We start from the raw sequence: 24,508 nt of genomic DNA on the forward strand, positions 1-24,508 counted from the left end.
CCGCCCATCACCAAGCGCGCGCGATTACGTGAGGCAACGAACCCGCCTACGCGCGCATCTTGACATGAGGCAACAGGTGACAAGTCGATTCAGCCCAATCGACGTAACACCATCACGTTGTCGATCAGGACGCCGCGCTGCCCGTCCGGTCCCGTCGCCTCCCGCTCATCGGCGCCCACCCGGACGCGTTCCCAGTGCGCTTCGTCGAGGTTCAGTGAGTCGACCACCTCGTCGGCGCTGGGGAACGGAAATTTCCGGACATGCTCGGGAGCCCAAGGCGGGGCGGCCCCGTGATCGACGACGACCAGCAGGCCGCCGTCGGCCACCGTCCCGGCGGCGCGACGCAGCATCGCGGCGCGATCCATGCCGATCGGAGACTGCAGGAACTGGGCCGAGACCAGGTCGAAGCGACCGTCCGGAAGGCTCTCGGACAGGTCATGGCGTTCGAACGTGATCCGTTCCGCCACACCACGTTCCCGCGCCTCGGCCGCGGCACGGGCGAGCGCGGTGTCGGAGACGTCGACTCCCGTGACCTCCCAGCCGTGTTCGGCGAGCCAGACGGCGTCGCCGCCCTCACCGCAGCCCAGATCGAGTGCCCGGCCCGCGGGCAGGTCCTGGGCGATCCTGGCCAGCTGGGCGTTGACCCGGCCGCTCCAGATGCGGCCGCGCTGCCCGTAATGCCGTTCCCAGTACTGGGCGGTGACAGCCGTCTGTGCGGGCCACGGCGGCACCGGCAGTCCGACGTCTTCGCCGAGCAGGTGCTGTACGACGGCGGCGCCGGCCTGGCTGCCCGATGCGACCGCCGCGGCCACCTGGGGCATCTGGGCGCTCAGGTCACCCGCGGCGAACAAGCCGGGCACCGAGGTGCGTGCGAACCCGTCGACGAGCAGCGCATCAGCGGCAATCGGTCCGGGCGCCGAGACCGCCCCGAGTTGTGCGGCCAGCGGCGAGCGCTGGTGCAGTGTGGCGGCGACGAGCGCGCCGCGCCTTGCCAGCCGCGTGCCATCGGCGAATTCGACCGCCTCCAGTTCACCGTCGCGGGCGACGAGGCCGGCGATCGGACGCTCGTCGACACTGATTCCGGCCGCGTCCAGCTGTTTGACCTGTGCGTCGTCCAGTCCGCTGTCCCCGTCGGTGAGTACCGCCAGATCGTCGGTCCAGCCGCGCATCATCAACGCCGAGTGCACCGCACGGTCGCCCTGGGCGATCACGGCGACCGGCGCGTCGCGCATCTCCCAGCCGTGGCAGAACGGGCAGTGGAAAACCGAACCACCCCAGAGACCTTCGAGCCCCGCGATGTTCGGTGCGCGGTACTCCATACCGGTGGCCAGCAGCACCGTCCTGGCCTGCTCGCGGCTTCCGTCGGCCAGCTCGAGGGCGAATCCAGGCTCACCGCGTACGACTTCGCCGGTGCGCACCTCCACCGTGGGGTAGGCGGCCAGCTCGGCGCGGCCGGCCGCATAGAGGTCGGCGGGCGGACGGCCGTCACTGCCCAGCAGACCACCGATTCCGTGTGCGGCCAGGTTGCTCTGATTCGCCGCGTCGACGAGCAGTACGCGCCGACGGGCCCGGCCCAGCACCAGCGCCGCACTCAGTCCGGCCGCCCCGCCACCGACGATTACGCAGTCCCAAACATTCTCCATGCCTTCGAGCTTGCCCAATCACATGGCAAAGTGCCAAGCTAATTTGCCATGAAGGCAAACGCAGCCGAGCCGGCCGACATCGACGCACTGGTCCGCAGCCGGCTTCGCGAGTTGCGGGCCCAACGCGGGCTCACCCTGGAAGACGTTGCGCGCCGCGCCCAGATCGACGTCTCGACGCTGAGCCGGCTGGAATCGGGCAAGCGCCGACTGGCCCTGGATCACCTGCCCCGCCTGGCCGCCGCGCTGTCGGTCAGCACCGACGAGTTACTGCGCGCGCCGCAGGCCGAGGATCCCCGGGTCACCGGCAGCTCACACACCCACCACGACATCACCTACTGGCCGTTGACCCGGCAGGGCCCGGCGGCCGGGCTGCACGCCTACAAGATCCGGATCAGTGCCAAGCGCCGCAAGCCACCCGCCGAATTCCCGGTCCACGAGGGACGCGACTGGATGTACGTGTTGTCGGGCCAACTGCGCCTGATCCTCGGCGAACAGGATTTCGTCGTCAATCCCGGTGAGGCCGTGGAGTTCTCAACCTGGACCCCGCACTGGTTCGGGGTCGTCGACGGAGCGGTCGAGGCGATCACGATCTTCGGCCCGCACGGCGAACAATTACACCTGCACGCCTGACCTACAGGTATGCGGTCTGGTTCACCAACCGCACCGAAGATCCACCGTCGCCGTAGAACTCGGCGATCGACAGCGAAGCCAGATCCAAATGCAGCCGGTACAGGATGCCCTCCCCCGCATCGAGAGCCAGCCGCAGAATCGTCTTGATCGGGGTCACGTGCGAGACCACCAGAACTGTTGCCGCGTCATGCTCGGCGATGATCCGGTCGCGGGCCCGACCGACACGGTGCGCCACCGCATCGAAGCTCTCGCCACCGGGCGGCTCGACGCTGGTGTCACGCAGCCAGCGTCGGTGCAGTTCCGGATCCCGTTGCGCGGCTTCGGCGAACGTCAGTCCTTCCCACGCACCGAAGTCCGTCTCGATCAGGTCATCATCGACTCGGACGTCGACACCGAGCGCCTTGGCCGCCGCCGCGGCGGTCTCATAGGCCCGCTCCAGGGGCGAGCTGACCACCGCCGCAACACCCCCGCGGGCACCCAGATACCGCGCAGCAGCGTCGGCCTGCCTGCGGCCTTCCTCGGTCAATACTGGGTTGCCGCGACCCGAATAGCGCCGGGCGATGGACAATTCGGTCTGACCGTGGCGCAGCAGCAACAGCCGAGTGGGGGCGCCGGTGGCACCGGTCCACCCCGGCGCGGACAGCGCGGCCTTCTCGGCCTGTACGGGCTCCTTGGCCGGCTCGGGCGCAGGCTGGTCGCTGAGGATGCCCGCTGCAGCGTCCATGGCTTCGTTGGCCAGCCCGTCGGCGTGGCTGTTGCGCTCCCGCGGAATCCACGTATAGCTGGCCCGACCGAAGCCCTTGGCGAGCTCAGCCGCCCGGCGCTGCAGCGGAATCAGGTCAGGATGCTTGACCTTCCAGCGCCCCGACATCTGTTCGACGACGAGCTTGGAATCCATCGACACCGCCACTTCGGCCGCGCCCAACTCGGTGGCGGCCTCCAAACCGGCGATCAGGCCGCGGTATTCGGCGACGTTGTTGGTGGCGCGGCCGATCGATTCCTTACGTTCGGCCAGTATTGCGGTGTGTTCGGCGTCGAACACCACCGCGCCGTAGCCCGCCGGTCCGGGGTTACCCCGGGACCCGCCGTCTGCTTCGACGAGAACCTTCACTGCTTGAACCTCAAGAGGATTGCCCCGCACTCGGGGCAACGCACCACGTCATCGTCGGCTGCCGCGGCGATCCGGGCGCTCTCGCCGCGGTCGATCTCGATCCGGCAGGCGCCACAGCGGCGGCCTTGCAGCAACCCGGCCCCGGCCCCGCCGCGGGACCGCAGGCGTTCGTAGAGATCGATGAGTTCACCGTCGATGAGGTTCACCAGACCGTCGCGGCGGGTGCGCGCCTGCTGGCGGGACTGCTCGATCTCCGCCAGAGCGGCATCGCGGGCCTGCTGTGCCGACGACAGCGCGGCCTGCAGGTCATCGATGCGTTGCATCGCCTCGGCCTGCTGCGCCGCCAGTTCCTCGCGGCGTTCCATGAGCTCCAGCAGGGAGTCCTCCAGGCTCGATTGCCTGCGCTGCAGGGTTTCCAGCTCGTGCTGGATCTCGGCGACCTGCTTGGCGGCCACCGTGCCGCCGTCGATCAGCTTGCGGTCACGGTCCTCCCGCTGACGGACCGAGTCGATCTCGCTTTCGAGCTTGGTCACCTGGGCTTCCAGGTCTTCCAGGGCGATACCCAGAACGCCCACCCCGTCGCCGGCGGCGGCGTGCGCAGCCTGCGCCTCATCCACCTTCTGCTGTTCGGCCAGGTGCTTGGTGCGGTGCTCGATGCGCCCGAGTTCGGCATCGACCTCCGTCAGCGCTAGAAGCGAACGTTGTTGTTTTACTTCGGCTTTCATGCCCTGACTTTCATGTTGTTGGTAGCGATCAGCACTCGACGTTCCACGGGTCGGTGCGCAACGAGGACACCCGCACCTTCAGCGCGTCACCGAACTGCCCGCGCAGCACTCCGGCGGCCTGGGCACACCAGGGGAACTCGGAGGCCCAGTGCGCCACATCGATGAGCGCGACCGGTGACACGCGTCGGTGCTCATCGGCGGGATGGTGCCGCAAATCCGAGGTCACATAGGCCTGCACGTCGGCCCGGGCCACTGTGCCCAGCAGTGAGTCGCCCGCTCCCCCGCACACCGCGACCCGCGACACCATGGCGTCGGGATCCCCCGAGGTCCGCACCCCCCACGAGGTGGCCGGCAGCGCAGCCCGGACGCGGGATGCGAACGCCGACAAGGGCTCTGGCCGGTCCAGCTCGCCGATCCGGCCGATGCCCACCTCCCCGGGGATCGGCGCCAGCGCAATGATGTCGAAGGCGGGTTCCTCATAGGGGTGAGCGGTCCGCAGGGCAGACAGGATGGTCGCGCGCAGCCGCGACGGCGCGATCACCTCGACCCGGTCCTCGGCCACCTGCTCGACGGTGCCCACCTCGCCGATGGCCGGGGCGGCCCCGTCGTGCGGCAGGAACTGGCCGGTTCCGGCCACACCCCACCTGCAGTGCGAATAGTCGCCGATGCGCCCGGCGCCCGCGTCGAACAACGCCTCACTCACCTTCGCCGCGTCCGCCGCGGGTACGAACACCACCCACTTGTCCAGGTCGGGACCGGATGCCGCAGGCGACAGCACCGCGTCGACCCGTAGGCCCAACGCCTCGGCCAACGCATCGGACACGCCGGGTGAGGCCGCGTCGGCATTGGTGTGGGCGGAGAACAGGGCCCGGCCGGTGCGGATCAACCGGTGGACCAACGCGCCCTTGGCGGTGTCGGCCGCGACGGTGTCCACGCCGCGCAGCAGCAGCGGGTGGTGGGCCAGCAGCAGCCCGCGTTCCGGGACCTCGTCGACCACAGCCTCGGTCGCATCCACTGCGATCGTGACCGATTCGACCGGCTCGTCGGGATCGCCGCACACCAACCCGACCGAGTCCCAGTCGTGGGCCAGGTGCGGCGGGTACGCCGCGTCCAGGGTGGCGATCACGTCAGCCAACGGCACCCCGGCCGGTCGCGCACTCATTGCAGTACCTCCGTCATGGCGTCGACGAGTGCGGGCCATTCCGGCCGCACCGCAGCACGCAGGTAGTTTTCCGGCAGGCCCACGAAAGTATCGCAACGCCGCACCGCGATGCCTTTGCTTTCCAGATGTTTCCGCATCAGCTCCGCGTCGGGCACGGTGAACAGCACGAATGGCGCGTCGCCCGCCACCACGCCCAATCCGAGCTCCTCGAGCCCGGCCACCATCGAGGCCCGCAACCCGGCGACCTGCCGGGCTGAGGCATCGGCCTCGGCCACGGCTTCAGGACTGCCGGTCGCGGCGATGGCCTCCAGTTGCAGGGTGCCCAGGGGCCAGTGCGGACGCGGCGCGGTGAGCCGGGCCAGCACCTCGGGCGCGCCGAGGGCGTATCCCACCCGCAGCCCGGCCAGTGCCCAGGTCTTGGTCAGGCTGCGCAGCACCAGCACGTCGGGCAACGATTCGCCGGCCAGCGTCTGGGCCTCACCAGGGATGCCGTCGGCGAACGCCTCGTCCACCACCACCAGCCGACCCGGCCGGCGCAGCGCCAGGATGTCGTCGGCGCGGTGCAGCACCCCGGTCGGATTGGTCGGGTTGCCGACGACCACGAGGTCCGCTTCCTCCGGCACGACAGCGCCGGTCAGCGTGAACGGGAACGGCAGCACCACGTGCTGGATCGGCACGCCGGCCGCGGCCAGGACGGCTTCAGGTTCGGTGAACGACGGGGCGACCAGCGCAGCCAACCGTGGCCGCAGCCCGGCCAGCAGGGCGAAGCCTTCCGCTCCGCCGGCCAGCAGGGCCACCTCGTCGGCGGCGCGGCCGTGCCGCGTCGCCACGGCGTGCACCGCGCGGCGTTGATCGGCCTGGCTCGGGTAGCTGCCCAGGTCGGGCAGCCGAGCGGCCAAGCGGTCGGTCAGCCAGACCGGCGGGCCACCGGGGCGGACGTTGACCGCGAAGTCCAGCATTCCCGGCAATGCGGCCTGGTCGCCGTGGTAGCGGGCGCCTGCGCGGGGTGGGTTTGGCACAGCACGACACTAGTGGTCGGATGGCTGCCCGCGGCATACGGGAGAATGGGCACGTGACTGACACGCTGGAACTCACCCGACCGCAGCTGGTGCTCTTCGATCTCGACGGCACCCTGACCGATTCGGCGGCCGGGATCGTGTCGAGTTTCCGCCATGCCCTGACCCATGTCGGCGCCGGCATTCCGGACGGTGACCTGGTCGGACGCATCGTCGGCCCACCCATGCACGAGACGTTGCAGGCGTTGAGCCTTGGTGCGACGAGTTTCGACGCCGACGCCGCGATCGCGGCCTACCGCGCCGATTACACGAGCCGCGGCTGGGCGATGAACAGCCTGTTCGACGGCGTCGAGGCGCTGCTGGCAGACCTGCAGGCCGCAGGGGTGCGGTTGGCGGTGGCCACGTCGAAGGCCGAGCCCACCGCGCGGCGAATCCTGGCGCATTTCGGCCTGGATGGTTACTTCGAGGTGATCGCCGGAGCCAGTCCCGACGGCGTCCGGGCAGCCAAGGCCGATGTGGTCGCCTACGCGCTGGCCCAGTTGCAGCCGCTGCCCCAGCGCGTCCTGATGGTCGGTGACCGCATGCACGACGTCGAGGGCGCGGCGCAGCACGGTATCGACACCGTGGTGGTCGGCTGGGGTTACGGTGCCACCGATTTCACGGGTCCCACCGCCGTGGCCGCACACGCCCACGTCGATACCGTCGCCGCGCTTCGGGGGGTGCTCGGTGTCTGACGTTTCCACTGAACCGGTCCTGCACGTCACGTTCGTGTGCTCGGGCAACATCTGCCGGTCCCCGATGGCCGAGAAGATGTTCGCCCACCAGATCCGCGAGCGCGGCCTGGCCGATGTGGTTCGGGTGAGCAGCGGAGGCACGGGCGGTTGGCATGCCGGCGACGGCGCCGACAGCCGTGCCTGCCTGGTGTTGGCTGAGCGCGGTTATCCCAGCGAGCACGTGGCCGCCCAGGTCTGCGATGACCATCTCGGCGCCGACATGGTGGTCGCGTTGGGCCGCAATCACCTGCGCATCCTGACCGATCTGGGCGTGGTTCCCGACCGCTTGCGGATGCTGCGCTCATTCGACCCGCGCTCGGGAGCACACGCCCTCGACGTGGAGGATCCGTATTACGGCGGCAAGGCCGATTTCGAGGATGTGTTCACCGTGATCGAGTCGTCCCTGCCCGGGCTGCACACCTGGGTCGACGCGGCGCTGGCCGACCGGGGAATCCGGGGAACGGCAGTCTGATGCGCCGCCTGACCTTCCTGCTGCGACCGCAATGGGTGGCGTTGTTCATCGTGGTGGCCGCCTTCGCCTACCTGTGTTTCACGGTGCTGGCGCCGTGGCAGCTGGGCAAGAACACGAAAACCTCGCGTGAGAACAACCAGATCAGCCATTCACTGCAGGCCGATCCGGTTCCGGTGACCACTGTTCTGCCGCACCAGGATTCGGTCGCGCCCGATGCCCAGTGGCAGCGGGTCACGGCGACCGGGCACTACCTGCCGAAGTCGGAGGTGCTGGTCCGGCTTCGGGTGGTCGACGGCGAACCGGCCTTCGAGGTCCTCACCCCGTTCGCCGTGGACGGTGGGCCGACGGTACTGGTCAATCGCGGCTTCATCACCCCGATCGACGGAAACAAGGTCCCCCAGTTCGCGCCGGCACCGACCGACCGGGTGACCGTGACCGCCCGGGTCCGGGATGCAGAAGCGCGTCTGCCGGGTAAGGAGCCGTTCCGCGGCGACGACGGCGCCCAACAGGTGTATTCGATCAACCCCGACCAGATCGCGTCGCTCACCGGCGTGCCGCTGACGGGGTCGTATCTGCAGCTGGTGGCGAACCAACCGGGCGGTCTCGGGGAGTTGTCCCTGCCGCACCTCGACGCCGGACCGTTCCTGTCCTACGGCATCCAGTGGATCGCATTCGGCATCGTCGCCCCGCTCGGCGTGGGCTACTTCGTCTATGCCGAGGTGCAGCAGCGCAGGCGCGAACGGGCCGTCGCCCAGGCGGCCGCGAAGGAACCGCCCCGCGAACTCACCGGCGAGGAGAAGATCGCCGACCGCTACGGCAAGCGGCGCTGACGACCACAAGCAGTACCGACACAGCCGCCGCCGAGGCCTGGACCGCGCGCGAGAGTCGCACCGCGCGGGCCACATCCGCCACTTCGGGGATGCGGCCGTCGCCCAGGGTGGGCCGGATCTCCAGTTGATGCGCGTACTGCGTCGGGCCGCCCAGGCGCACCCCGAGCGCCCCGGCGAAGGACGCCTCGGCCACCCCGGCATTGGGGCTGGGGTGGCGGGCCGCGTCGCGCCGCCACGCCCGCAAGGCCGCCCGTGGTGACCCACCGACCACCGGTGCACACACGACCGTCAGAATCCCCGTCAGCCGGGCCGGTAGATAGTTCAGCACGTCGTCGAATCTGGCTGCGGCCCAACCGAAGTTGAGGTACCGCGGCGAACGGTGCCCGATCATCGCGTCCAGCGTGTTGGCGCCCCGGTACACCAGCACCCCGGGCACCCCGCCGATCGCCGCCCACACCAGCGGCGCCACCTGGGCATCAGAGGTGTTCTCGGCCAGCGATTCCACCGTGGCCCGGGTCAGACCCGAGGTATCCAGTGCGGCCGGATCCCGCCCGCACAACGACGGCAGCAGGGCGCGGGCCCCGTCGAGGTCGGCCGTCTCCAGCAGCGCCGACATCTGCCCACCCACCCGGTTGAGCGAGGTGCCGCCGAGCGCGACGTAGGTGGCCGCCGCGGTCACCCAGATCCGGTCGCCGCGTCCCGCCGCCCAGCCCAGCCCGGCCAGTCCACCCAGCAGCAGCCCGGTGTGCAGTGCACCTGTCCCGCGGTTGTCGGTATAGGTCAGCTTCTCCAACCGTGCAGCGCCAGTGCCGAACCCGGCCACCGGATGCCCGCGGCGCGGATCGCCCAGCAGCAGGTCGGCCAGGAAACCGACGGCAATACCGGCGGCCCCACGGTGGCTTCTGCGCGCAAACACCCCGGCAGCGTCTCACAAGGTGGTCTACTCGAAGTCATGAGGCTGGGTCCGCCACGACGCCCGCGCCGGGTCACCGATCTGCTCAACCCGGCAGCGGCGCTGCTACCTGCGGCCAACGTCATCATGCAGCTGTCCTCCCCCGGCGTGGGCTACGGGGTCCTTGAGAGCCCGGTGGACAGCGGCAACGTCTACAAGCATCCGTTCAAACGGGCCCGCACCACCGGCACCTATCTTGCTGCGGCCACCATGGGCACCGATGCCGACCGCGCGCTGCTGCGCACCCAGATCGACAAGGTGCATGCCCTGGTCCGTTCGCGGGCCTCAAGCCCGGTGTCCTACAACGCTTTCGACCCCCGGCTACAGCTCTGGGTGGCGGCCTGTCTGTACCGCTACTACGTCGACATGCATGAGTTCCTCTACGGGCGGCTCGACGAGGAATCGGCCGACGCGATCTACGCCGACGCCCGCGCGCTGGGCACCACCTTGCAGGTGCGCGACGAGATGTGGCCGGAAGACCGGGACGCTTTCGACGCGTACTGGAAGCAGTCGCTGCAGGATCTGCGGATCGACCCGCCGGTACGCGAGCATCTGCACGGAGTGGCCGCGATGGCATTCCTGCCCGCCCCGCTGCGCCTGCTGGCCGGCCGGTTCAACCTGTTCGCCACCACCGGATTCCTGCCCGCGGAGTTCCGCAGCCACATGGAGTTGGGCTGGACGGCCGATCAGCAGCGGCGTTTCGAGTGGCTGTTGAGCGGACTGCGGGTCGCCGATCGCGTGATCCCGCGTGAGGTGTGGTTGTTGGGTTATCAGATCTACCTGTGGGACATGCGGATCCGTGACCGACTCGGCAAGCGAGTGGTCTGACACGGGAGGCGAATCATGGCGTTTCCGGCACTGGCTCACGTGGCGGTCACCGTTCGCGATCTGGCGATCAGCGGGCCGTGGTACCGAGCCCTGTTCGGCGCTGAACCGGTGCTCGACGAGGACACCGACGCCGGCTTCCATCACCTGGTGTGGCTGCTGGACGGCGGCACGCTGTTCGGCATCCACCAGCACCGGGCCCCGGCCCCCGATGGAGGTTTCAGCGAGTTCCGGGTGGGCCTGGACCACGTCGGCTTCGGCTGCGCCTCACGTGCGGAACTGCAGGCCTGGGCGGACCGGCTCGACGGCCTGGGCATCGCCCATGGCGGGATCGTCGACGCACCGTACGGGTCGGGGCTCAGTTTCCGCGATCCCGACGGCATCGCGCTGGAGTTCTTCGCCGGAGCTTGAATTCGGGTCGTACGGCAGGGTATCGCCGGGCCCGTGGATATGATCCCACGCGGAGGAACCCTTGAAAGAGCTCATTGCCCCGGTTGCCGCTTCCCTGGCAATCGGTTTCGCGATCGGCGGCCTCCAGTCATCCGGCCCGCCGGCCGCCGCCCCGCAGGCACCGGTTCCGCCGCTGCCTCGGCCGGGCCTCTACACCGTCACCGAGACCTCGACCGACCGGCTACCGGAGCCCTACAACTGGACGTTGTCGGGGTGCGGCCCGCAGTGCCTGCACGTGCTCTCACCCGCGCCGGAGGGCACCTGGCAGCTGGACCTGGCCTGGGACCCCGCCGCCGATCGGCACCAGGGCGCGTGGGTCGGTGAGCGCGTCAACCCCGGCATGCAGTGCCGGCCCGGCAGCCCCGAGTACAAGACGGGCCCGGTTCCGTTCAAATACGTCATCCGGGCCGATCTCACGGGATTCGTGAACATGAAGTTCTCCCGGGACAGCCCGTCGTGCCGGGGTGAGACCGCCATGCGCGGGCAACGACTTGCCCTGCAGCGCGCGAAGCCGGTGTGGTCGTAGGACCGAAATTCGGCAAGTGCCTTGGCCGCAATGCATGGGGCGAAGCATTTATCGCGCCGACATTCGGCCCCGGCGACGATCGGTAGCGATCTGCTCACATGGTGAACTATTTCGTGTGGACGTAGCCATCGGCGGCGACGGGAGCCCACCGTCCGCCGAGCGGTGATCGACCATCTCTGTTTGAGTTGCAGCCGAACATCTTTGGGCCGGTTGGCGTGGATCGCCTGGAGCCCGCCCAACTGCCGTGCGCGACTATGACCACACCGGGCGCAAATTACTTCGATATGAAGGTATCTACCGGTGAAACTGTTCGAATATGAATTTGGCATGAACCATGTGACAGTCATCTATGCCTCCGGACAATGGTGTTATGGCGGCGATGTCGGTGTCTCCACGTGGACAAGCACCCCGGCAGGCGATGCTGGGTCAGCTACCCCGGATGCATCGTGCTGATGGGTCACCGATCCGGGTGTTGTTGGTCGACGATGAACCGGCGCTGACAAACCTGGTCACGATGGCGCTGCGTTACGAGGGCTGGACCGTGGACGTCGCCCACAACGGCAGCGACGCAATGGCCTTGTTCACCGACACCGAGCCCGACGTAGTTGTGCTGGACATCATGCTGCCCGACGTCGATGGGTTGCAGATCTTGCAGCAAGTGCGGGCAGCCGAAACATACACCCCGACCTTGTTTCTCACTGCACGTGATTCGGTGGTGGATCGGGTATCGGGGTTGACCGCCGGCGCTGACGACTACATGACCAAGCCGTTCAGCCTGGAGGAGCTCGTCGCTCGGCTCAGGGGTTTGCTGCGCCGGTCCAGCCATATTGCACCGCCGGTCGACGAGGTGCTGCGGGTCGGCGACATCGTGCTCGACGGAGCCAGCCACGAGGTGTCCCGCGACGGTGCGACGTTGGCGCTGACCGTGACCGAGTTCGAGCTGCTGCGGTATCTGATGCGTAATCCGCGGCGGGCTCTGAGCCGCGCCGAGATACTCGATCAGGTGTGGAACTACGGGTTCGGCGGAAAATCGGGCATTGTCGACCTCTACATCTCATACCTGCGCAGGAAGGTCGACACAGGCCACGAGCCGATGATTCACACCGTGCGCGGTGTCGGATACATGCTGCGCCCCAACGATTGACGAGACATGACACGACGGTCCGGGTTCGCCCCTACGACCGCGCGTGTCCCAGCTCGAATGCGCCCACCTCGGTCAGCGTCACCCGGAGCACCGCCGCGCTCGGGATGTCATAGAACAGCCCGAGAATGTCGAGCCGCCCCTGCTGATAATGCTCGCGCAGCAGCGGATGCTCGGTCAGCGTCTGCACTTGCAACGCCACGTTCACCATGCTCAGCTGATCAACGGCGTCGAACCCTTCGGCGGCTGCCGACTGCGCGATCGGATGGCGGCCACCGTCGAAGGCAGCCAGGGTCGGCCGTGCGTACTCCAGCCAGGTGTCCAGCACTTCGTCACCAGTGGATTGGCCTGGGCCATCGCAAAATACCGCGTTCATGGCACCGCAGCTGGAATGCCCGCACACCACGATCGACGACACGTCGAGGGCCTTCACCGCGAATGCGATCGCAGCGTCCACCGACACGTCCTGCCGTCCGGTCGGGATGAAGTTACCAACGTTGCGGACGGTGAACAGGTCGCCGGGTCCGCTGCTGGTGATCACGTTGGGCACGATCCGCGAGTCGGCGCATGTGATGAACAGCGTCTCGGGACGCTGTGCGTGCTGCAACTCCTGCATGTGCGGCCGGATGTACGGCGCCGTGCGGCGGTGATAGACCGCCAGCCCGTGCAGCACCGACGGGCGCAGCCGCGGCTGCCAGGAACTCCAGGGCACAACGCCGGTGCGTTTGTCGATGGGGGTGAATCCACGCATCGGCGGCCCAGCGACGGCACTGTCCATCTCCACCGCGCCGACATCGTGGATGTCGACGCTGCCGCCCGACGCGACCTGCTGTCGCTGCCAGGAGTCGATGGTCTCGTAACCGGCATGGTCGATGAAGTCAACCGACAGCTCGACGGTGACATGCGATCCCTCCGGCACCGACGCCAGCACGCTGTTGAGCCTTGGGAGCGACAGGAAAGTCACCGAACCGTCGATGACGACGCGCCACTCACCGTCGCTGGTCGGATCGGCGGTGATCTTGACCCGAACCACCCGCCAGACGGTCAGCGAGATGGCGAGTGCCAGGCCGATCAGCACGCCCTCGAGCAGATTGAGGAACACCACACCGATGATCGTGACGAGGTAGACCGCAAGGTCGCCGGTGCGCCAAGCCGTCTTGATGTGGGCCCATTTGACCAGTTGTATGCCGATCACGATGAGTAGACCGGCCAGCGCCGACGTCGGGATCATCTTGGCCAGACCCGCGAACGGCACCGCGAACGCCAGCACCCACACACCGTGCAGGATCGCCGACGCGCGGGTCTGGGCGCCGGCGGCAACGTTGGTGGAGCTGCGCACGATCACACCGGTCACCGGCAGGCCGCCGATGGAGCCCGACGCAATGTTGGCCACCCCCTGACCAATCAGCTCACGGTCGAAATTGGTGCGCGGAGCGCGACTTTGCATGCGGTCTACCGACACCGCGGACAACAGGCTTTCGACGCTGGCGATCAATGCCACCGTCAGGACCCCCGTGGCGAACGCACCCCAGTTGCCGTCGGGCAGGTTCGGGAGTTGCAGGGCATCTGCCAGCGAGCCGTCGATCTTGATCCGCGAGACATCGAATGGTGCGACGAGCGAGAGCACAGTCACGCCGAGGACCGCCACCAGCGGGCCGGGCACCACCTTCGCCCGCGCCGGCATCCAGCGCCATCCGACGAGGATGCCGATGACGAGCAGGCCGAGGAAGGTCGCGGGCCCGTGCGCATCGACTACCTGCCCGGGTAGTCCGGTGACGTTGCGCCAGGCGGAGCTTGCGGAGTCACCGCCGAGCAGCACGTGAGTCTGCTGTAAGGCGATCGTGACTCCGATGCCGGCCAGCATCGCGTGTACGACGACCGGCGAGATCGCCAGCGCCGCGCGGGCAATCCGGCTGAGCCCCAGCAAGACCTGGAGTACGCCGGCGCAGATGGTGATCGCGCAAGTGACAGCCCAACCGAACTCCGCGACGAGGCCGGCGACGATGACCGTCAGCCCGGCGGCCGGCCCACTCACCTGCAGCGGTGAGCCACCCAGAATGCCCACCACGATGCCGCCGACGATCGCGGCGATGATTCCGGCGAGCACAGGTGCATCGGAGGCAACGGCGATACCCAACGACAACGGCAGCGCGACGAGGAAGACGACGAGCGACGCCGGCAGGTCATAGCGCAGCAGTGAATGCAGACGCGACTGCTCCGACGAGCCAACGGGCCCGTCGGCGGGCCGTTGTGCGGCCGGCGTCAGTCGCTGCTGAATGGCAGGCTCCTTCGGTCGATGGTCGGCGCCGGATCAGACCCGAAACGGCAACGTCGGCGAGGCAGCTTTTCGTCGCCGCTGTCGACACCAAAAGAAAGCTGTGCAATATTCACGAACAAATTCACCCGCGGGTAGGCGATCAACGCTTACCCGTTTTCCACTACCAGGCTATTAATCGTCGGAAAGTAACGTCAAGCAATGCGGACTGACGCATAGAGAACCCAAATATTTGCGTGTCGAATGCAGTTCGAAGCGTCATTCAACGTATCGCGAGCTGCGCACATTAGGAGTCGATATGACCTCGGTGACAGCGATAGCCGTCGCCAGGAAAATGGAATCATGACGTCGGTGTCTGTCACAGGTGTGCAGCGACCCGAGGGGGCCGTCCTCGGTCAGCAGCCGCGCATTCACCGTGCCGACGGTTCACCCATTCGAGTTCTGCTGGTGGATGACGAGCCTGCGCTGGCCAACCTGGTGAAGATGGCCCTGCACTACGAGGGCTGGGTCATGGAGGTCGCTCGCAACGGCCAGGAAGCCGTCAGAAGTTTCGACGAGACCGACCCGGATGTCGTGGTGCTCGACGTCATGCTGCCCGATATCGATGGTCTGGAGGTTCTGCGCCGCGTCCGCGAGTCCGCCAGCTATACGCCAACCCTGCTCCTCACTGCGCGCGATTCGGTAATGGACCGCGCACCGGGGCTGGCGGCGGGAGCCGATGACTACATGACCAAGCCGTTCAGCCTCGAGGAGCTGATGGCGCGGCTACGGGGCCTGCTGGGCAGGTCCGGTGACGTGGCATCTCCGGAGGTCGAGACGCTACAGGTGGGCGATCTGGTGCTTGACGACGCCAGTCGTGAAGTGTTGCGCGACGGGGTCCCCGTGTCGTTGTCCGCCACCGAATTCGAGCTGCTGCGCTACTTGATGCGCAACCCGCGCCGTGCACTCAGCCGCGCCGAGATTCTGGACCGGGTGTGGAACTACGGATATGGCGGCCGGTCGAGCATCGTCGACCTCTACATCTCATATCTGCGGAAGAAGATCGACACCGGCCGTTCGCCGATCATCCACACCGTTCGTGGAGTCGGATACATGCTGCGGCCAGGGAAATGACTCTCTAGAACGCAATTCACCTTACGACCGCCGATGGCGAACCCTATGACGGTGGCCATCATTTCCACTGAATCCCCTGTGAGTTACCCATTCGATTCATATGAATTCTCCATGGGAAACCGCCCCGTGAAATCATGTGATTTCGATATGAGGTGGTCGTTGTCACCTCTATTCGAACTTAGACTGAAGGATATTTCACCTACTGGAAAGGTGGTGTTTCCAATCATGAAAGGATCACTATATAGCCGAATTATCGGTGTTGTGGCGATCATCGGAGGCGCAGCGGCCCTAGGCCTTACAACGGCCGCTCCCGCCGTCGCCGCACCGTCGAACCCGTCCGCGCAGGAGACCATCGACAAGTTGAAGGCCGACGGCTACAACGTCATCGTCGCCAAGGTCGGCAACAACTCGGTGGATCAGTGCACCGTCAGTGCGGTGCGCGACGGCCACGATGTCAAGAACAACTGGATCATCCGGGGACCGGCCGGCCAGGTCGGCACCCAAACGCGCTACACCACGGTCTACGTCGACCTGCACTGCAAGGATGACGCACCGACGGGCTGATGATGATCTTTGGTGGGCGCGGACGGTATCGAACCGCCGACCGCTGGTGTGTAAAACCAGAGCTCTACCACTGAGCTACGCGCCCCGTCGCAGGCACGGTACACGCCGCAGGGGCGTGACCGGAAATTCAAGCCTGCAATGCCGCCAGTGCCTCCCGCCACACCGCTTGATCCCGCGCCTGGCCCGGGTCCATCATCTCGGCGAACCGGACCTTCCCGGCCTTGTCGACGACGAACGTGCCGCGGTTCGGATACCCGGCTTCATCGTTGAACACGCCGTAGGACTGGGCGACCGCACCGTGCGGCCAGAAATCGGCGAGCACCGGGAACGTGAATCCACTTTCGATGGACCAGATCTTGTGCGTCGGGGGTGGGCCGACCGAGATGGCCAGGGTCGCGGTGTGGTCGTTCTCGTACTGCGGCAGCTTGTCGCGGATCTCTCCGAGTTCGCCCTCACACACGCCGGTGAACGCCAGCGGAAAGAACACCAGCAGCACGTCCTTGGCGCCGCGGTAGGCGCTGAGGGTGACGGGCCTGCCGTTCTGGTCCCGGAGCGTGAAATCGGGCGCCGGGGCACCGACAGCGAGCATCACCGTCTGTTCTTCGCGCGAGCGCTCATCACGGCCCCCGCTTGCCCGCGGCTTTCGACTTGGGTTGCACCAACCGGCTCGCCGTCCAATCCCCCAACTTGGCCGACGAGGTCTGCATCAGACCTGCCGTCGGCGCCGACTCGGCGATCTCCGCGGGCTGCACGTGCCCGGGTTTACCGGTCTTGGGAGTCACCACCCAGATCACGCCGTCCTCGGCGAGTGGGGTGATGGCATCCATCAGCCGGTCGACGAGATCCCCGTCGTCGTCCCTCCACCAGAGCAATACGACATCGACTACTTCGTCCGAATCCTCATCGACCAGCTCAGATCCGCACGCTTCTTCGATATCGGCCCGGATGTCGTCGTCGCTATCCTCGTCCCAACCCAGTTCCTGGACTATCTGATCCTTCTGGATGCCCAGTATGTGGGCGTAGTTCGGGCTTGAGTCCGTCCCCGCCGCGACCACCGTCGGTCCTCCTTAACCTCTTCTCGAGCCTCTCTCAAGACTTGACCATCACTTGTTCATTCGCGTGCGCGATGCGTGTTGCGATCTATCGTCGCACGACGAGGCATCAGTGCGGGTGTCCGGCGGGCGAGTTTGTCCGCTCACCTGTCAGTAGGCCTTGTCGCATCTGGTCAGTGCGTTCTCTCGCGCGGCGTTCGACCGCTCAGATGCCGCGTTGAACTGATCCGCGCCGACATGGCCGGAAATGGCGGTGACGAGGGCTCTCGCCGAGTCGATCCACTCAGTCAGGGCGGCGTGCAGATCCGGGGACAGCGCGTCGGACAGGCCGGAACCGACCAGATCGGCGCTGCGGTTGAGCCCGTCGATCGCGGGGCCGGCCTTGGCCGCGGTGTCACCCCCGTTGTTGACCGCCTCGACGTAGCCGTTGACCGCATTGACCGCGTCGACGACGGAGGTGCTGAGGTCCTCGCACACGGTGTGCACGGCGCGCGTGGTCAGCGAGGCCTGGCGTTCGGATTCGCGGGCCACCGAGCTCAACGAGGACTCTTCGATCGAGGCCGTCACCGATGCCCGGTATTCGGGGGCCGCGGCGGAATCGACCTCTGCGGTACCGCCGGTAATGGACGTGCAACCCACTACGACCATGGCGATCACCGCCGCCCCGCCGAGTGCGCGCGCGGCAATCCCCGCCTTTGCCCCAAATCGCCCATCAACCGGCACGATCTGCAGACGTTACCGGTTCACAAAGCAACTCATGGGTAACTTACGCACCCCCACCCCAGCGGCACGGAGGCGGCAAGATGGGGGGACGATAGAAGGTGCCACAAGCACTGTCAGTTGTTACCGCCTAACAAGGAGCGGAAGTTGACCACCGAGTTCGTGCGCCAGGATCTGGCCCAAAACTCCTCTACTGCAGCCGAACCCGACCGGGTGAGGGTCATTCGGGAGGGGGTTGCCTCCTACCTTCCGGATATCGATACCGACGAGACCGCGGAATGGCTCGAGTCGTTCGACGAGTTGCTGGAGCGATCCGGTCCGGCGCGGGCCCGGTACCTGATGTTGCGACTGCTCGAGCGTTCACGCGAGAAGCGCGTCGCCATCCCGGCCCTGACGTCGACCGATTACGTCAACACCATCCCGACCGAACTGGAGCCCTGGTTCCCCGGCGACGAGGACGTCGAGCGACGTTACCGCGCCTGGATCCGGTGGAACGCGGCCATCATGGTGCACCGCGCTCAGCGTCCGGGAGTCGGTGTGGGCGGCCATATTTCGACGTACGCGTCGTCGGCGTCGCTGTATGAGGTCGGTTTCAACCACTTCTTTCGCGGCAAATCCCACCCGGGCGGCGGCGACCAGGTCTTCATCCAGGGTCACGCCTCCCCCGGCATCTACGCCCGGGCCTTCCTGGAAGGCCGGCTGACGACCGACCAACTGGATGGTTTCCGTCAGGAGCACAGCCACCCCGGCGGCGGCCTGCCGTCGTACCCGCACCCGCGACTCATGCCGGATTTCTGGGAATTCCCGACGGTGTCGATGGGCCTGGGCCCGATGAATGCGATCTACCAGGCCCGGTTCAACCACTATCTGCACGACCGCGGCATCAAGGACACCTCCGATCAGCACGTGTGGGCGTTCCTCGGCGACGGTGAGATGGACGAGCCGGAGAGCCGCGGCCTGATCCAGGTGGCCGCCAACGAAGCGCTCGACAACCTGACCTTCGTGGTGAACTGCAACCTGCAGCGCCTGGACGGTCCGGTACGCGGCAACGGCAAGATCATCCAGGAGCTGGAGTCGTTCTTCCGCGGCGCGGGCTGGAACGTCATCAAGGTGGTGTGGGGCCGCGAGTGGGATGCGCTGCTGCACGCGGACCGCGACGGCGCGCTGGTCAACCTGATGAACACCACGCCCGACGGGGACTACCAGACCTACAAGGCCAACGACGGCGCCTACGTGCGTGATCACTTCTTCGGTCGCGATCCCCGCACCAAGGCACTGGTCGAGCCGATGACCGATCAGGAGATCTGGAACCTCAAGCGCGGCGGTCACGACTACCGCAAAGTGTATGCCGCCTACCGCGCCGCGATGGAGCACAAGGGCCAGCCGACGATCATCCTGGCCAAGACCATCAAGGGCTACACCCTGGGCAGCCACTTCGAGGGCCGCAACGCGACGCACCAGATGAAAAAGCTTGCGCTGCAAGACCTCAAGGATTTCCGCGACGTCACCCGGGTGCCGATTTCCGATGCCCAGCTCGAGGAAGACCCCTACCTGCCGCCGTACTACCACCCGGGACCGGAGACCCCCGAGATCCGGTACCTGCTGGACCGTCGCCGCGCCCTGGGCGGGTTCGTACCGGCCCGGCGCAACAAGACGACGCCGCTGGCGCTACCGGCGGCCGACACCTACGCGGCGCTGAAGAAGGGCTCGGGCAACCAGTCCGTCGCCACCACGATGGCGACGGTGCGCACGTTCAAGGAACTGTTGCGGGACAAGAACATCGGTCCGCGCCTGGTGCCGATCATCCCCGACGAGGCCCGCACCTTCGGCATGGACTCGTGGTTCCCGAGCCTGAAGATCTACAACCGCAACGGGCAGCTGTACACGTCGGTGGACTCCGCACTCATGCTGGCTTACAAGGAATCCGAGGTCGGCCAGATCCTGCACGAGGGCATCAACGAGGCCGGGTCGACGGCGTCGTTCACCGCGGTGGGCACGTCGTATTCCACCCACAACGAGCCGATGATCCCGATCTACATCTTCTATTCGATGTTCGGATTCCAGCGCACCGGCGACGGTCTTTGGGCGGCCGCCGATCAGATGGCCAAGGGCTTCGTGCTCGGCGCGACGGCAGGGCGCACCACGCTGACCGGTGAGGGCCTGCAGCACGCCGACGGTCATTCGCTGCTGTTGGCGTCCACCAATCCGGCCGCGGTGACCTATGACCCGGCGTTCGCCTACGAGATCGCCCACATCATCGAGAGCGGCCTGCAGCGGATGTACGGCGAGCACGCCGAGAACGTTTTCTTCTACATCACCATCTACAACGAGCCCTACGTGCAGCCCGCCGAGCCGGCCGGTCTGGACACCGAGGCCCTGTTGCGCGGCATGTACCGCTACCGGCAGGCGCCCGAGAAGCGCACGAACACCGCTCAGATCCTGGCGTCGGGCGTGTCGATGTCCGAGGCGCTGCGCGCCGCGGACATGCTGGCGGCGGAGTGGGATGTGGCCGCCGACGTGTGGTCGGTGACCAGCTGGGGCGAGCTCAACCGGGAAGGCGTGGAGATCGAGCGGCACCGGCTGCGCCATCCGGATCAGCCCGCCCGCACCCCGCACGTCACCAGCGCGCTGGCCGATGCCGCCGGCCCGGTGGTGGCGGTGTCGGACTGGATGCGTGCGGTGCCCGAGCAGATCCGGCCGTGGGTTCCCGGTACCTACATCACCCTGGGTACCGACGGCTTCGGCTTCTCGGACACCCGCCCGGCGGCGCGGCGCTTCTTCAACACCGACGCCGAGTCGGTCGTGGTGGCAGCGCTGGAGGGCCTGGCCCGTGACGGGGAGATCGATCCTTCGGTGCCCGTCGCGGCGGCCAAGCAGTACAAGATCGACGACGTGTTCGCCGCAGCGGTGTCCTACGTCGACACCGGCAGCGCCTAGCCGAGGGCTCCGAGGGCTGTCTCTCTTAAGGGAGCGACAGCCCTCGGAGCCGCGCTCTTGGAGGAATCCACCAGAATCTTGGCGTAGCTTTTAGGGATGGCTGACAAGCGGTTCGTGCCGCCCAAATCGACCGTCGAGGTCCTTGAGAGCGTGCCCGAGTCGACGCTGCGCCGGTTGAAGCAGTATTCCGGCAGGTTGGCCACCGAGGCGGTCCATGCCATGGCCGAGCGCCTCGACTTCTTCTCCGATCTCGACGCATCGCAGCGCGCGAGCGTGCAGTTGGTCGTGCAAACCGCCGTCGTGAACTTCGTCGAATGGATGCGCGACCCGGAAAGCGACGTCTCTTACACCGCGCAGGCCTTCGAGGTGGTGCCACAGGACCTGCGGCGCCGGATCGCCCTACGCCAATCGGTCGAGATGGTCCGGACCTCGATGGAGTTCTTCGAAGAGGTGGTGCCGATGCTGGCCCGATCCGAAGAGCAGCTCAACGCGCTGACCGCGGGCATCCTGCGCTACAGCCGGGACCTGGCGTTCGCGGCGGCCAGCGCGTATGCCGACCAGGCCGAGGCCCGCGGGGCCTGGGATCTGCGGATGGAGGCCAACGTCGTCGACGCCGTGGTGCGCGGGGACACCGGACCCGAGTTGCAGTCCCAGGCGGCGGCACTGAACTGGGACGCGACCGCTCCGGCCACGGTGATCGTGGGGCTGCCGCGTCCGGACCGGCTGGATCTTGCCCGCGACGACATCCACGACGTCGTGAAGCGCCATGACCGGGCGGCACTGTCCGACGTGCACGGGACCTGGCTGGTAACGATTGTGTCGGGCCCTCTGTCAGCAACCGACCGCTTCCTCGTCGACCTGCTGTCGGTGTTCGCCGACGGCCCGGTGGTGGTCGGGCCGACGTCCCCAGCCCTGACGGCTGCGTATCGCAGCGCCACCGAGGCGATCTCCGGCATGAACGCGGTGGCCGGCTGGCCCGGCGCACCCCGCCCGGTGTCCGCACGCGAGCTTCTGCCCGAGCGGGCCCTGTTGGGAGACGAGACTGCGATCGCCGCACTGGAAACCGAGGTCATGCGCCCATTGGCCGACGCCGGCCCGGCGCTGACGGAGACGCTCGACGCGTTCCTCGACTCCGGGGGCGCCATAGAAGCTTGTGCACGCAAATTGTTCGTTCATCCAAACACGGTGCGCTACCGGCTCAAACGGATCGGCGACTTCACCGGCCGCGATCCGGTCGTTCCCCGGGACGCCTACGTGCTGCGGGTTGCGTCGACGGTCGGCAGATTGAGCAAACAGGCATACCAGCCGAGCACGCCATATGGTGGTAGCGCCGCCATCTCGGCGATTCGCCCGGCTCATTCCGCTCGGCAGCGGGCCTGATCTTGAATCACTTGCCGCCGAAGAGGCCTGTGCCAGATTGCGCTGCGATATAGGGAACGTCGCATAACATGCACTTTTGTAGGGAACCTACAAAAACATAAGACAAGGTTCATAATCTCTTACACCCCACAAAACCGTCTTCACAGTGTTCTCTTAATGACGTGCCTCAACCCGTGCTCGCATTGCTTGCCCCCGGACAGGGATCGCAGACGCCCGGCATGCTCTCCGCTTGGCTGGAGCTGCCCGGTGCGGCCGATCGCCTCGCCACGTGGTCGCAGATCAGCGGCCTGGACCTGGCGCGGCTTGGAACCACCGCCACCGCCGAGGAGATCACCGACACCGCGGTGACCCAGCCGCTGGTCGTGGCCGCCACCCTGCTGGCTTATGAGGAACTGACCAAGCGGGGCCTCCCCCAGACCGCTGAGACCATCGTCGCGGGCCATTCCGTCGGCGAGATCGCGGCCTACGCGATCGCCGGCGTCATCTCCGCCGACGACGCGGTCAAGCTGGCCGCCACCCGTGGCGCCGAGATGGCCAAGGCCTGCGCGGTCGAGCCGACCGGTATGTCCGCGGTGCTCGGCGGCGACGAGGCCGAGGTCCTGGCCCGGCTGGAGTCACTGGACCTGGTCCCCGCCAACCGCAACGCCGCGGGCCAGATCGTGGCCGCCGGAGCGATCGCCGCGCTGGAGAAGCTCGCCGAGGATCCGCCGGCCAAGGCCCGCGTCCGTCAGCTGGCCACCGCAGGCGCATTCCACACCCAGTACATGGCCTCCGCGCTGGAGGGCTACGCCGCCGCCGCCGAGTCTGTAACGACCACAGAGCCCACTGCGACACTGTTGTCGAACGCAGACGGCCAGCCCGTCGCGTCGGCCGCCGATGCGATGGAGAAGCTGGTGTCCCAGCTGACCAAGCCGGTGCGCTGGGACCTGTGCACCGCCACCTTGCGGGATCGCTTCCAGGGCGCCGAGCGCGCCGGGATCGTCGAGTTCCCGCCGGCGGGCACCCTGGTCGGCATCGCCAAGCGTGAACTGAAGGGCACACCGACGCGCGCGGTCAAGACCCCAGCAGACCTGGATGGGCTGGACGAGCTGTAAGTCCTGCGACAACTGAATAGCAGCATCAACCGAACGTCCCATATGTCCTCCGCACCCGGAGGGCTGTCAACAACAAGAAGGAGCCATTGTGGCCGCCAGTCAAGAAGAAATCATCGCCGGTCTCGCCGAGATCATCGAAGAGGTCACCGGCATCGAGCCGTCTGAGGTGACCCCCGAGAAGAGCTTCGTCGACGACCTGGACATCGACTCGCTGTCGATGGTCGAGATCGCCGTGCAGACCGAGGACAAGTACGGCGTGAAGATCCCCGACGAGGATCTGGCCGGCCTGCGCACCGTCGGTGACGTGGTCTCCTACATCCAGAAGCTCGAAGAAGAGAACCCCGAGGCCGCCGCCGCCCTGCGCGAGAAGTTTGGCTCGGAATGACAAAACCTTCCACTGCTAACGGAGGCTTCCCGAACGTCGTGGTGACTGCCGTGGAGGCCACCACGGCGCTCGCTGCTGACATCGAGAGCACGTGGAAGGGCCTCCTGGCCGGAGAAAGCGGCATCCGTGAGTTGACCGACGACTTCGTCACCAAGTGGGACCTTCCGGTGCGTATCGGTGGTCACCTCGTCGACGACATCGACAGTCACCTCACCCGCATCGAGTTGCGCCGTAATTCCTACGTGCAGCGCATGTCTCTGGTGCTGGCCCGCCGGCTATGGAAGAACGCTGGTGCGCCCGAGGTCGATGCTGATCGTTTCGCGGTCGTGATCGGCACCGGTCTCGGCGGCGGCGAGAAGATCGTCGAGACCTACGACGCGATGAACGAGGGCGGGATCCGCAAGGTCAGCCCGCTCGCCGTTCAGATGATCATGCCCAACGGTGCGGCCGCGGTCGCCGGCCTGGAGCTGGGCGCCCGTGCCGGGGTCATCACCCCGGTGTCGGCGTGCTCGTCGGGCTCTGAGGCCATCGCCCACGGCTGGCGTCAGATCGTGATGGGTGACGCGGACTTCGCCGTGGTCGGCGGCGTGGAAGGCGGTATCGAGGCCCTGCCGATCGCAGCGTTCTCGATGATGCGCGCCATGTCGACCCGCAACGACGATCCCGCGGGTGCGTCCAGGCCGTTCGACAAGGATCGCGATGGCTTCGTGTTCGGCGAGGCCGGCGCGATGA

Annotated in this window: 25 protein-coding genes and 1 tRNA gene; 15 read left to right on the forward strand and 11 right to left on the reverse strand. The window is 67.1% G+C overall.

The window, feature by feature from the left end:
- Nucleotides 1-89: 89 nt before the first annotated feature.
- Entirely contained in the window at nucleotides 90-1,643 is a 1,554-nt protein-coding gene (locus A5779_RS34880; RefSeq protein WP_064881636.1) for an SAM-dependent methyltransferase, read from the reverse strand.
- A gap of 48 nt (nucleotides 1,644-1,691) precedes the next feature.
- On the opposite strand from A5779_RS34880, the gene A5779_RS10785 reads away from it, so the two are divergent.
- Nucleotides 1,692-2,273, forward strand: a complete 582-nt coding sequence (locus A5779_RS10785) for a type II toxin-antitoxin system RelB family anti-toxin (protein WP_064881638.1) — start codon at nucleotides 1,692-1,694, stop codon at nucleotides 2,271-2,273.
- A 1-nt stretch (nucleotide 2,274) separates the two neighbouring features.
- On the opposite strand, the gene A5779_RS10790 is transcribed toward A5779_RS10785, so the two are convergent.
- The 4 genes from A5779_RS10790 to cobC are packed head-to-tail and all read right to left on the reverse strand — an operon-like array spanning nucleotide 2,275 to nucleotide 6,290.
- Entirely contained in the window at nucleotides 2,275-3,384 is a 1,110-nt protein-coding gene (locus A5779_RS10790; RefSeq protein WP_064881640.1) for a bifunctional RNase H/acid phosphatase, read from the reverse strand.
- Complete coding sequence (locus A5779_RS10795; protein ID WP_064881643.1) at nucleotides 3,381-4,109, reverse strand: zinc ribbon domain-containing protein; 729 nt, start codon at nucleotides 4,107-4,109, stop codon at nucleotides 3,381-3,383. Before A5779_RS10795 ends, A5779_RS10790 begins: the two co-directional genes overlap by 4 nt.
- Before the next feature lie 28 nt (nucleotides 4,110-4,137).
- Complete coding sequence (locus A5779_RS10800) at nucleotides 4,138-5,271, reverse strand: Nif3-like dinuclear metal center hexameric protein (protein WP_064881645.1); 1,134 nt, start codon at nucleotides 5,269-5,271, stop codon at nucleotides 4,138-4,140.
- Nucleotides 5,268-6,290 (reverse strand): Rv2231c family histidinol phosphate aminotransferase CobC, encoded by a 1,023-nt coding sequence (gene cobC / locus A5779_RS10805; protein WP_064881647.1) that lies wholly within the window; start codon nucleotides 6,288-6,290, stop codon nucleotides 5,268-5,270. The genes A5779_RS10800 and cobC overlap by 4 nt, the downstream gene beginning before the upstream one ends.
- A gap of 20 nt (nucleotides 6,291-6,310) precedes the next feature.
- Here cobC and A5779_RS10810 point away from each other — a divergent pair, with 20 nt between their 5' ends.
- Genes A5779_RS10810 through A5779_RS10820 form a run of 3 tightly spaced genes read left to right on the forward strand, consistent with a single transcriptional unit; the run spans nucleotide 6,311 to nucleotide 8,362 of the window.
- Nucleotides 6,311-7,021, forward strand: coding sequence for an HAD-IA family hydrolase (locus A5779_RS10810; RefSeq protein ID WP_064881649.1), 711 nt, complete (start codon nucleotides 6,311-6,313; stop codon nucleotides 7,019-7,021).
- Nucleotides 7,014-7,532, forward strand: a complete 519-nt coding sequence (locus A5779_RS10815; protein ID WP_082941637.1) for a low molecular weight protein-tyrosine-phosphatase — start codon at nucleotides 7,014-7,016, stop codon at nucleotides 7,530-7,532. The genes A5779_RS10810 and A5779_RS10815 overlap by 8 nt, the downstream gene beginning before the upstream one ends.
- A complete protein-coding gene (locus tag A5779_RS10820; RefSeq protein ID WP_064881651.1) occupies nucleotides 7,532-8,362 on the forward strand; it encodes an SURF1 family cytochrome oxidase biogenesis protein in 831 nt (276 codons plus the stop codon). The genes A5779_RS10815 and A5779_RS10820 overlap by 1 nt, the downstream gene beginning before the upstream one ends.
- Here the strand turns inward: A5779_RS10820 and A5779_RS10825 are convergent.
- Nucleotides 8,316-9,278: a cobalamin biosynthesis protein gene (locus tag A5779_RS10825; RefSeq protein WP_064881653.1), complete on the reverse strand. Its 963-nt coding sequence runs from the start codon at nucleotides 9,276-9,278 to the stop codon at nucleotides 8,316-8,318. The two genes, A5779_RS10820 and A5779_RS10825, sit on opposite strands and share 47 nt — an antisense overlap.
- Before the next feature lie 36 nt (nucleotides 9,279-9,314).
- On the opposite strand from A5779_RS10825, the gene A5779_RS10830 reads away from it, so the two are divergent.
- From A5779_RS10830 to A5779_RS10845, 4 genes are all read left to right on the forward strand, one after another.
- Nucleotides 9,315-10,142 (forward strand): oxygenase MpaB family protein, encoded by an 828-nt coding sequence (locus A5779_RS10830; RefSeq protein WP_064881655.1) that lies wholly within the window; start codon nucleotides 9,315-9,317, stop codon nucleotides 10,140-10,142.
- A gap of 15 nt (nucleotides 10,143-10,157) precedes the next feature.
- Nucleotides 10,158-10,550, forward strand: coding sequence for a VOC family protein (locus A5779_RS10835; protein WP_064881657.1), 393 nt, complete (start codon nucleotides 10,158-10,160; stop codon nucleotides 10,548-10,550).
- Between the two features lie 61 nt (nucleotides 10,551-10,611).
- Nucleotides 10,612-11,115, forward strand: a complete 504-nt coding sequence (locus A5779_RS10840; protein WP_064881658.1) for a hypothetical protein — start codon at nucleotides 10,612-10,614, stop codon at nucleotides 11,113-11,115.
- Between the two features lie 370 nt (nucleotides 11,116-11,485).
- The gene (locus A5779_RS10845; RefSeq protein ID WP_064881660.1) at nucleotides 11,486-12,259 is read left to right on the forward strand and encodes a response regulator transcription factor; all 774 of its coding nucleotides are present in this window, start codon (nucleotides 11,486-11,488) and stop codon (nucleotides 12,257-12,259) included.
- Nucleotides 12,260-12,290: 31 nt separating this feature from the next.
- Here the strand turns inward: A5779_RS10845 and A5779_RS10850 are convergent, their stop codons facing one another.
- A complete protein-coding gene (locus A5779_RS10850) occupies nucleotides 12,291-14,522 on the reverse strand; it encodes a SulP family inorganic anion transporter (protein WP_413784908.1) in 2,232 nt (743 codons plus the stop codon).
- Between the two features lie 351 nt (nucleotides 14,523-14,873).
- On the opposite strand from A5779_RS10850, the gene A5779_RS10855 reads away from it, so the two are divergent.
- Together A5779_RS10855 and A5779_RS10860 are read left to right on the forward strand one after the other, a co-directional pair.
- Nucleotides 14,874-15,644, forward strand: a complete 771-nt coding sequence (locus A5779_RS10855) for a response regulator transcription factor (protein ID WP_064881664.1) — start codon at nucleotides 14,874-14,876, stop codon at nucleotides 15,642-15,644.
- Between the two features lie 261 nt (nucleotides 15,645-15,905).
- Nucleotides 15,906-16,208 carry a hypothetical protein gene (locus A5779_RS10860; protein WP_236734729.1) on the forward strand — a complete coding sequence of 101 codons (303 nt, stop codon included), beginning with the start codon at nucleotides 15,906-15,908 and terminating at the stop codon, nucleotides 16,206-16,208.
- 10 nt (nucleotides 16,209-16,218) lie between these two features.
- Here A5779_RS10860 and A5779_RS10865 read toward each other — a convergent pair.
- The 4 genes from A5779_RS10865 to A5779_RS10880 all read right to left on the reverse strand — a co-directional run bounded on the left by A5779_RS10865 (nucleotide 16,219) and on the right by A5779_RS10880 (nucleotide 17,983).
- Nucleotides 16,219-16,293 (reverse strand) — tRNA-Val (locus A5779_RS10865).
- A gap of 42 nt (nucleotides 16,294-16,335) precedes the next feature.
- Nucleotides 16,336-16,797, reverse strand: a complete 462-nt coding sequence (locus A5779_RS10870) for a peroxiredoxin (protein ID WP_064881666.1) — start codon at nucleotides 16,795-16,797, stop codon at nucleotides 16,336-16,338.
- Between the two features lie 28 nt (nucleotides 16,798-16,825).
- Nucleotides 16,826-17,263, reverse strand: a complete 438-nt coding sequence (locus A5779_RS10875; RefSeq protein ID WP_064881668.1) for a DUF3052 domain-containing protein — start codon at nucleotides 17,261-17,263, stop codon at nucleotides 16,826-16,828.
- A gap of 147 nt (nucleotides 17,264-17,410) precedes the next feature.
- On the reverse strand, nucleotides 17,411-17,983 hold the full coding sequence (locus A5779_RS10880) for an Rv2240c family protein (protein ID WP_236734730.1): 573 nt from the start codon (nucleotides 17,981-17,983) through the stop codon (nucleotides 17,411-17,413).
- Nucleotides 17,984-18,127: 144 nt separating this feature from the next.
- On the opposite strand from A5779_RS10880, the gene aceE reads away from it, so the two are divergent.
- The 5 genes from aceE to A5779_RS10905 form a co-directional block, all read left to right on the forward strand.
- Complete coding sequence (gene aceE / locus A5779_RS10885; RefSeq protein WP_064881670.1) at nucleotides 18,128-20,917, forward strand: pyruvate dehydrogenase (acetyl-transferring), homodimeric type; 2,790 nt, start codon at nucleotides 18,128-18,130, stop codon at nucleotides 20,915-20,917.
- A gap of 96 nt (nucleotides 20,918-21,013) precedes the next feature.
- Nucleotides 21,014-22,297, forward strand: coding sequence for a PucR family transcriptional regulator (locus tag A5779_RS10890; RefSeq protein ID WP_064881672.1), 1,284 nt, complete (start codon nucleotides 21,014-21,016; stop codon nucleotides 22,295-22,297).
- 173 nt (nucleotides 22,298-22,470) lie between these two features.
- On the forward strand, nucleotides 22,471-23,391 hold the full coding sequence (locus A5779_RS10895; protein ID WP_110777125.1) for an ACP S-malonyltransferase: 921 nt from the start codon (nucleotides 22,471-22,473) through the stop codon (nucleotides 23,389-23,391).
- An 88-nt stretch (nucleotides 23,392-23,479) separates the two neighbouring features.
- Nucleotides 23,480-23,776 carry a meromycolate extension acyl carrier protein AcpM gene (acpM, locus tag A5779_RS10900; protein ID WP_003884427.1) on the forward strand — a complete coding sequence of 99 codons (297 nt, stop codon included), beginning with the start codon at nucleotides 23,480-23,482 and terminating at the stop codon, nucleotides 23,774-23,776.
- A partial coding sequence (locus tag A5779_RS10905) for a beta-ketoacyl synthase N-terminal-like domain-containing protein (protein ID WP_269085840.1) occupies nucleotides 23,773-24,508 on the forward strand: 736 nt, incomplete at its 3' end. The genes acpM and A5779_RS10905, both read left to right, overlap by 4 nt.

Source organism: Mycolicibacterium peregrinum (assembly GCF_001665625.1).
Taxonomy (GTDB): Bacteria; Actinomycetota; Actinomycetes; order Mycobacteriales; family Mycobacteriaceae; genus Mycobacterium; species Mycobacterium peregrinum_B.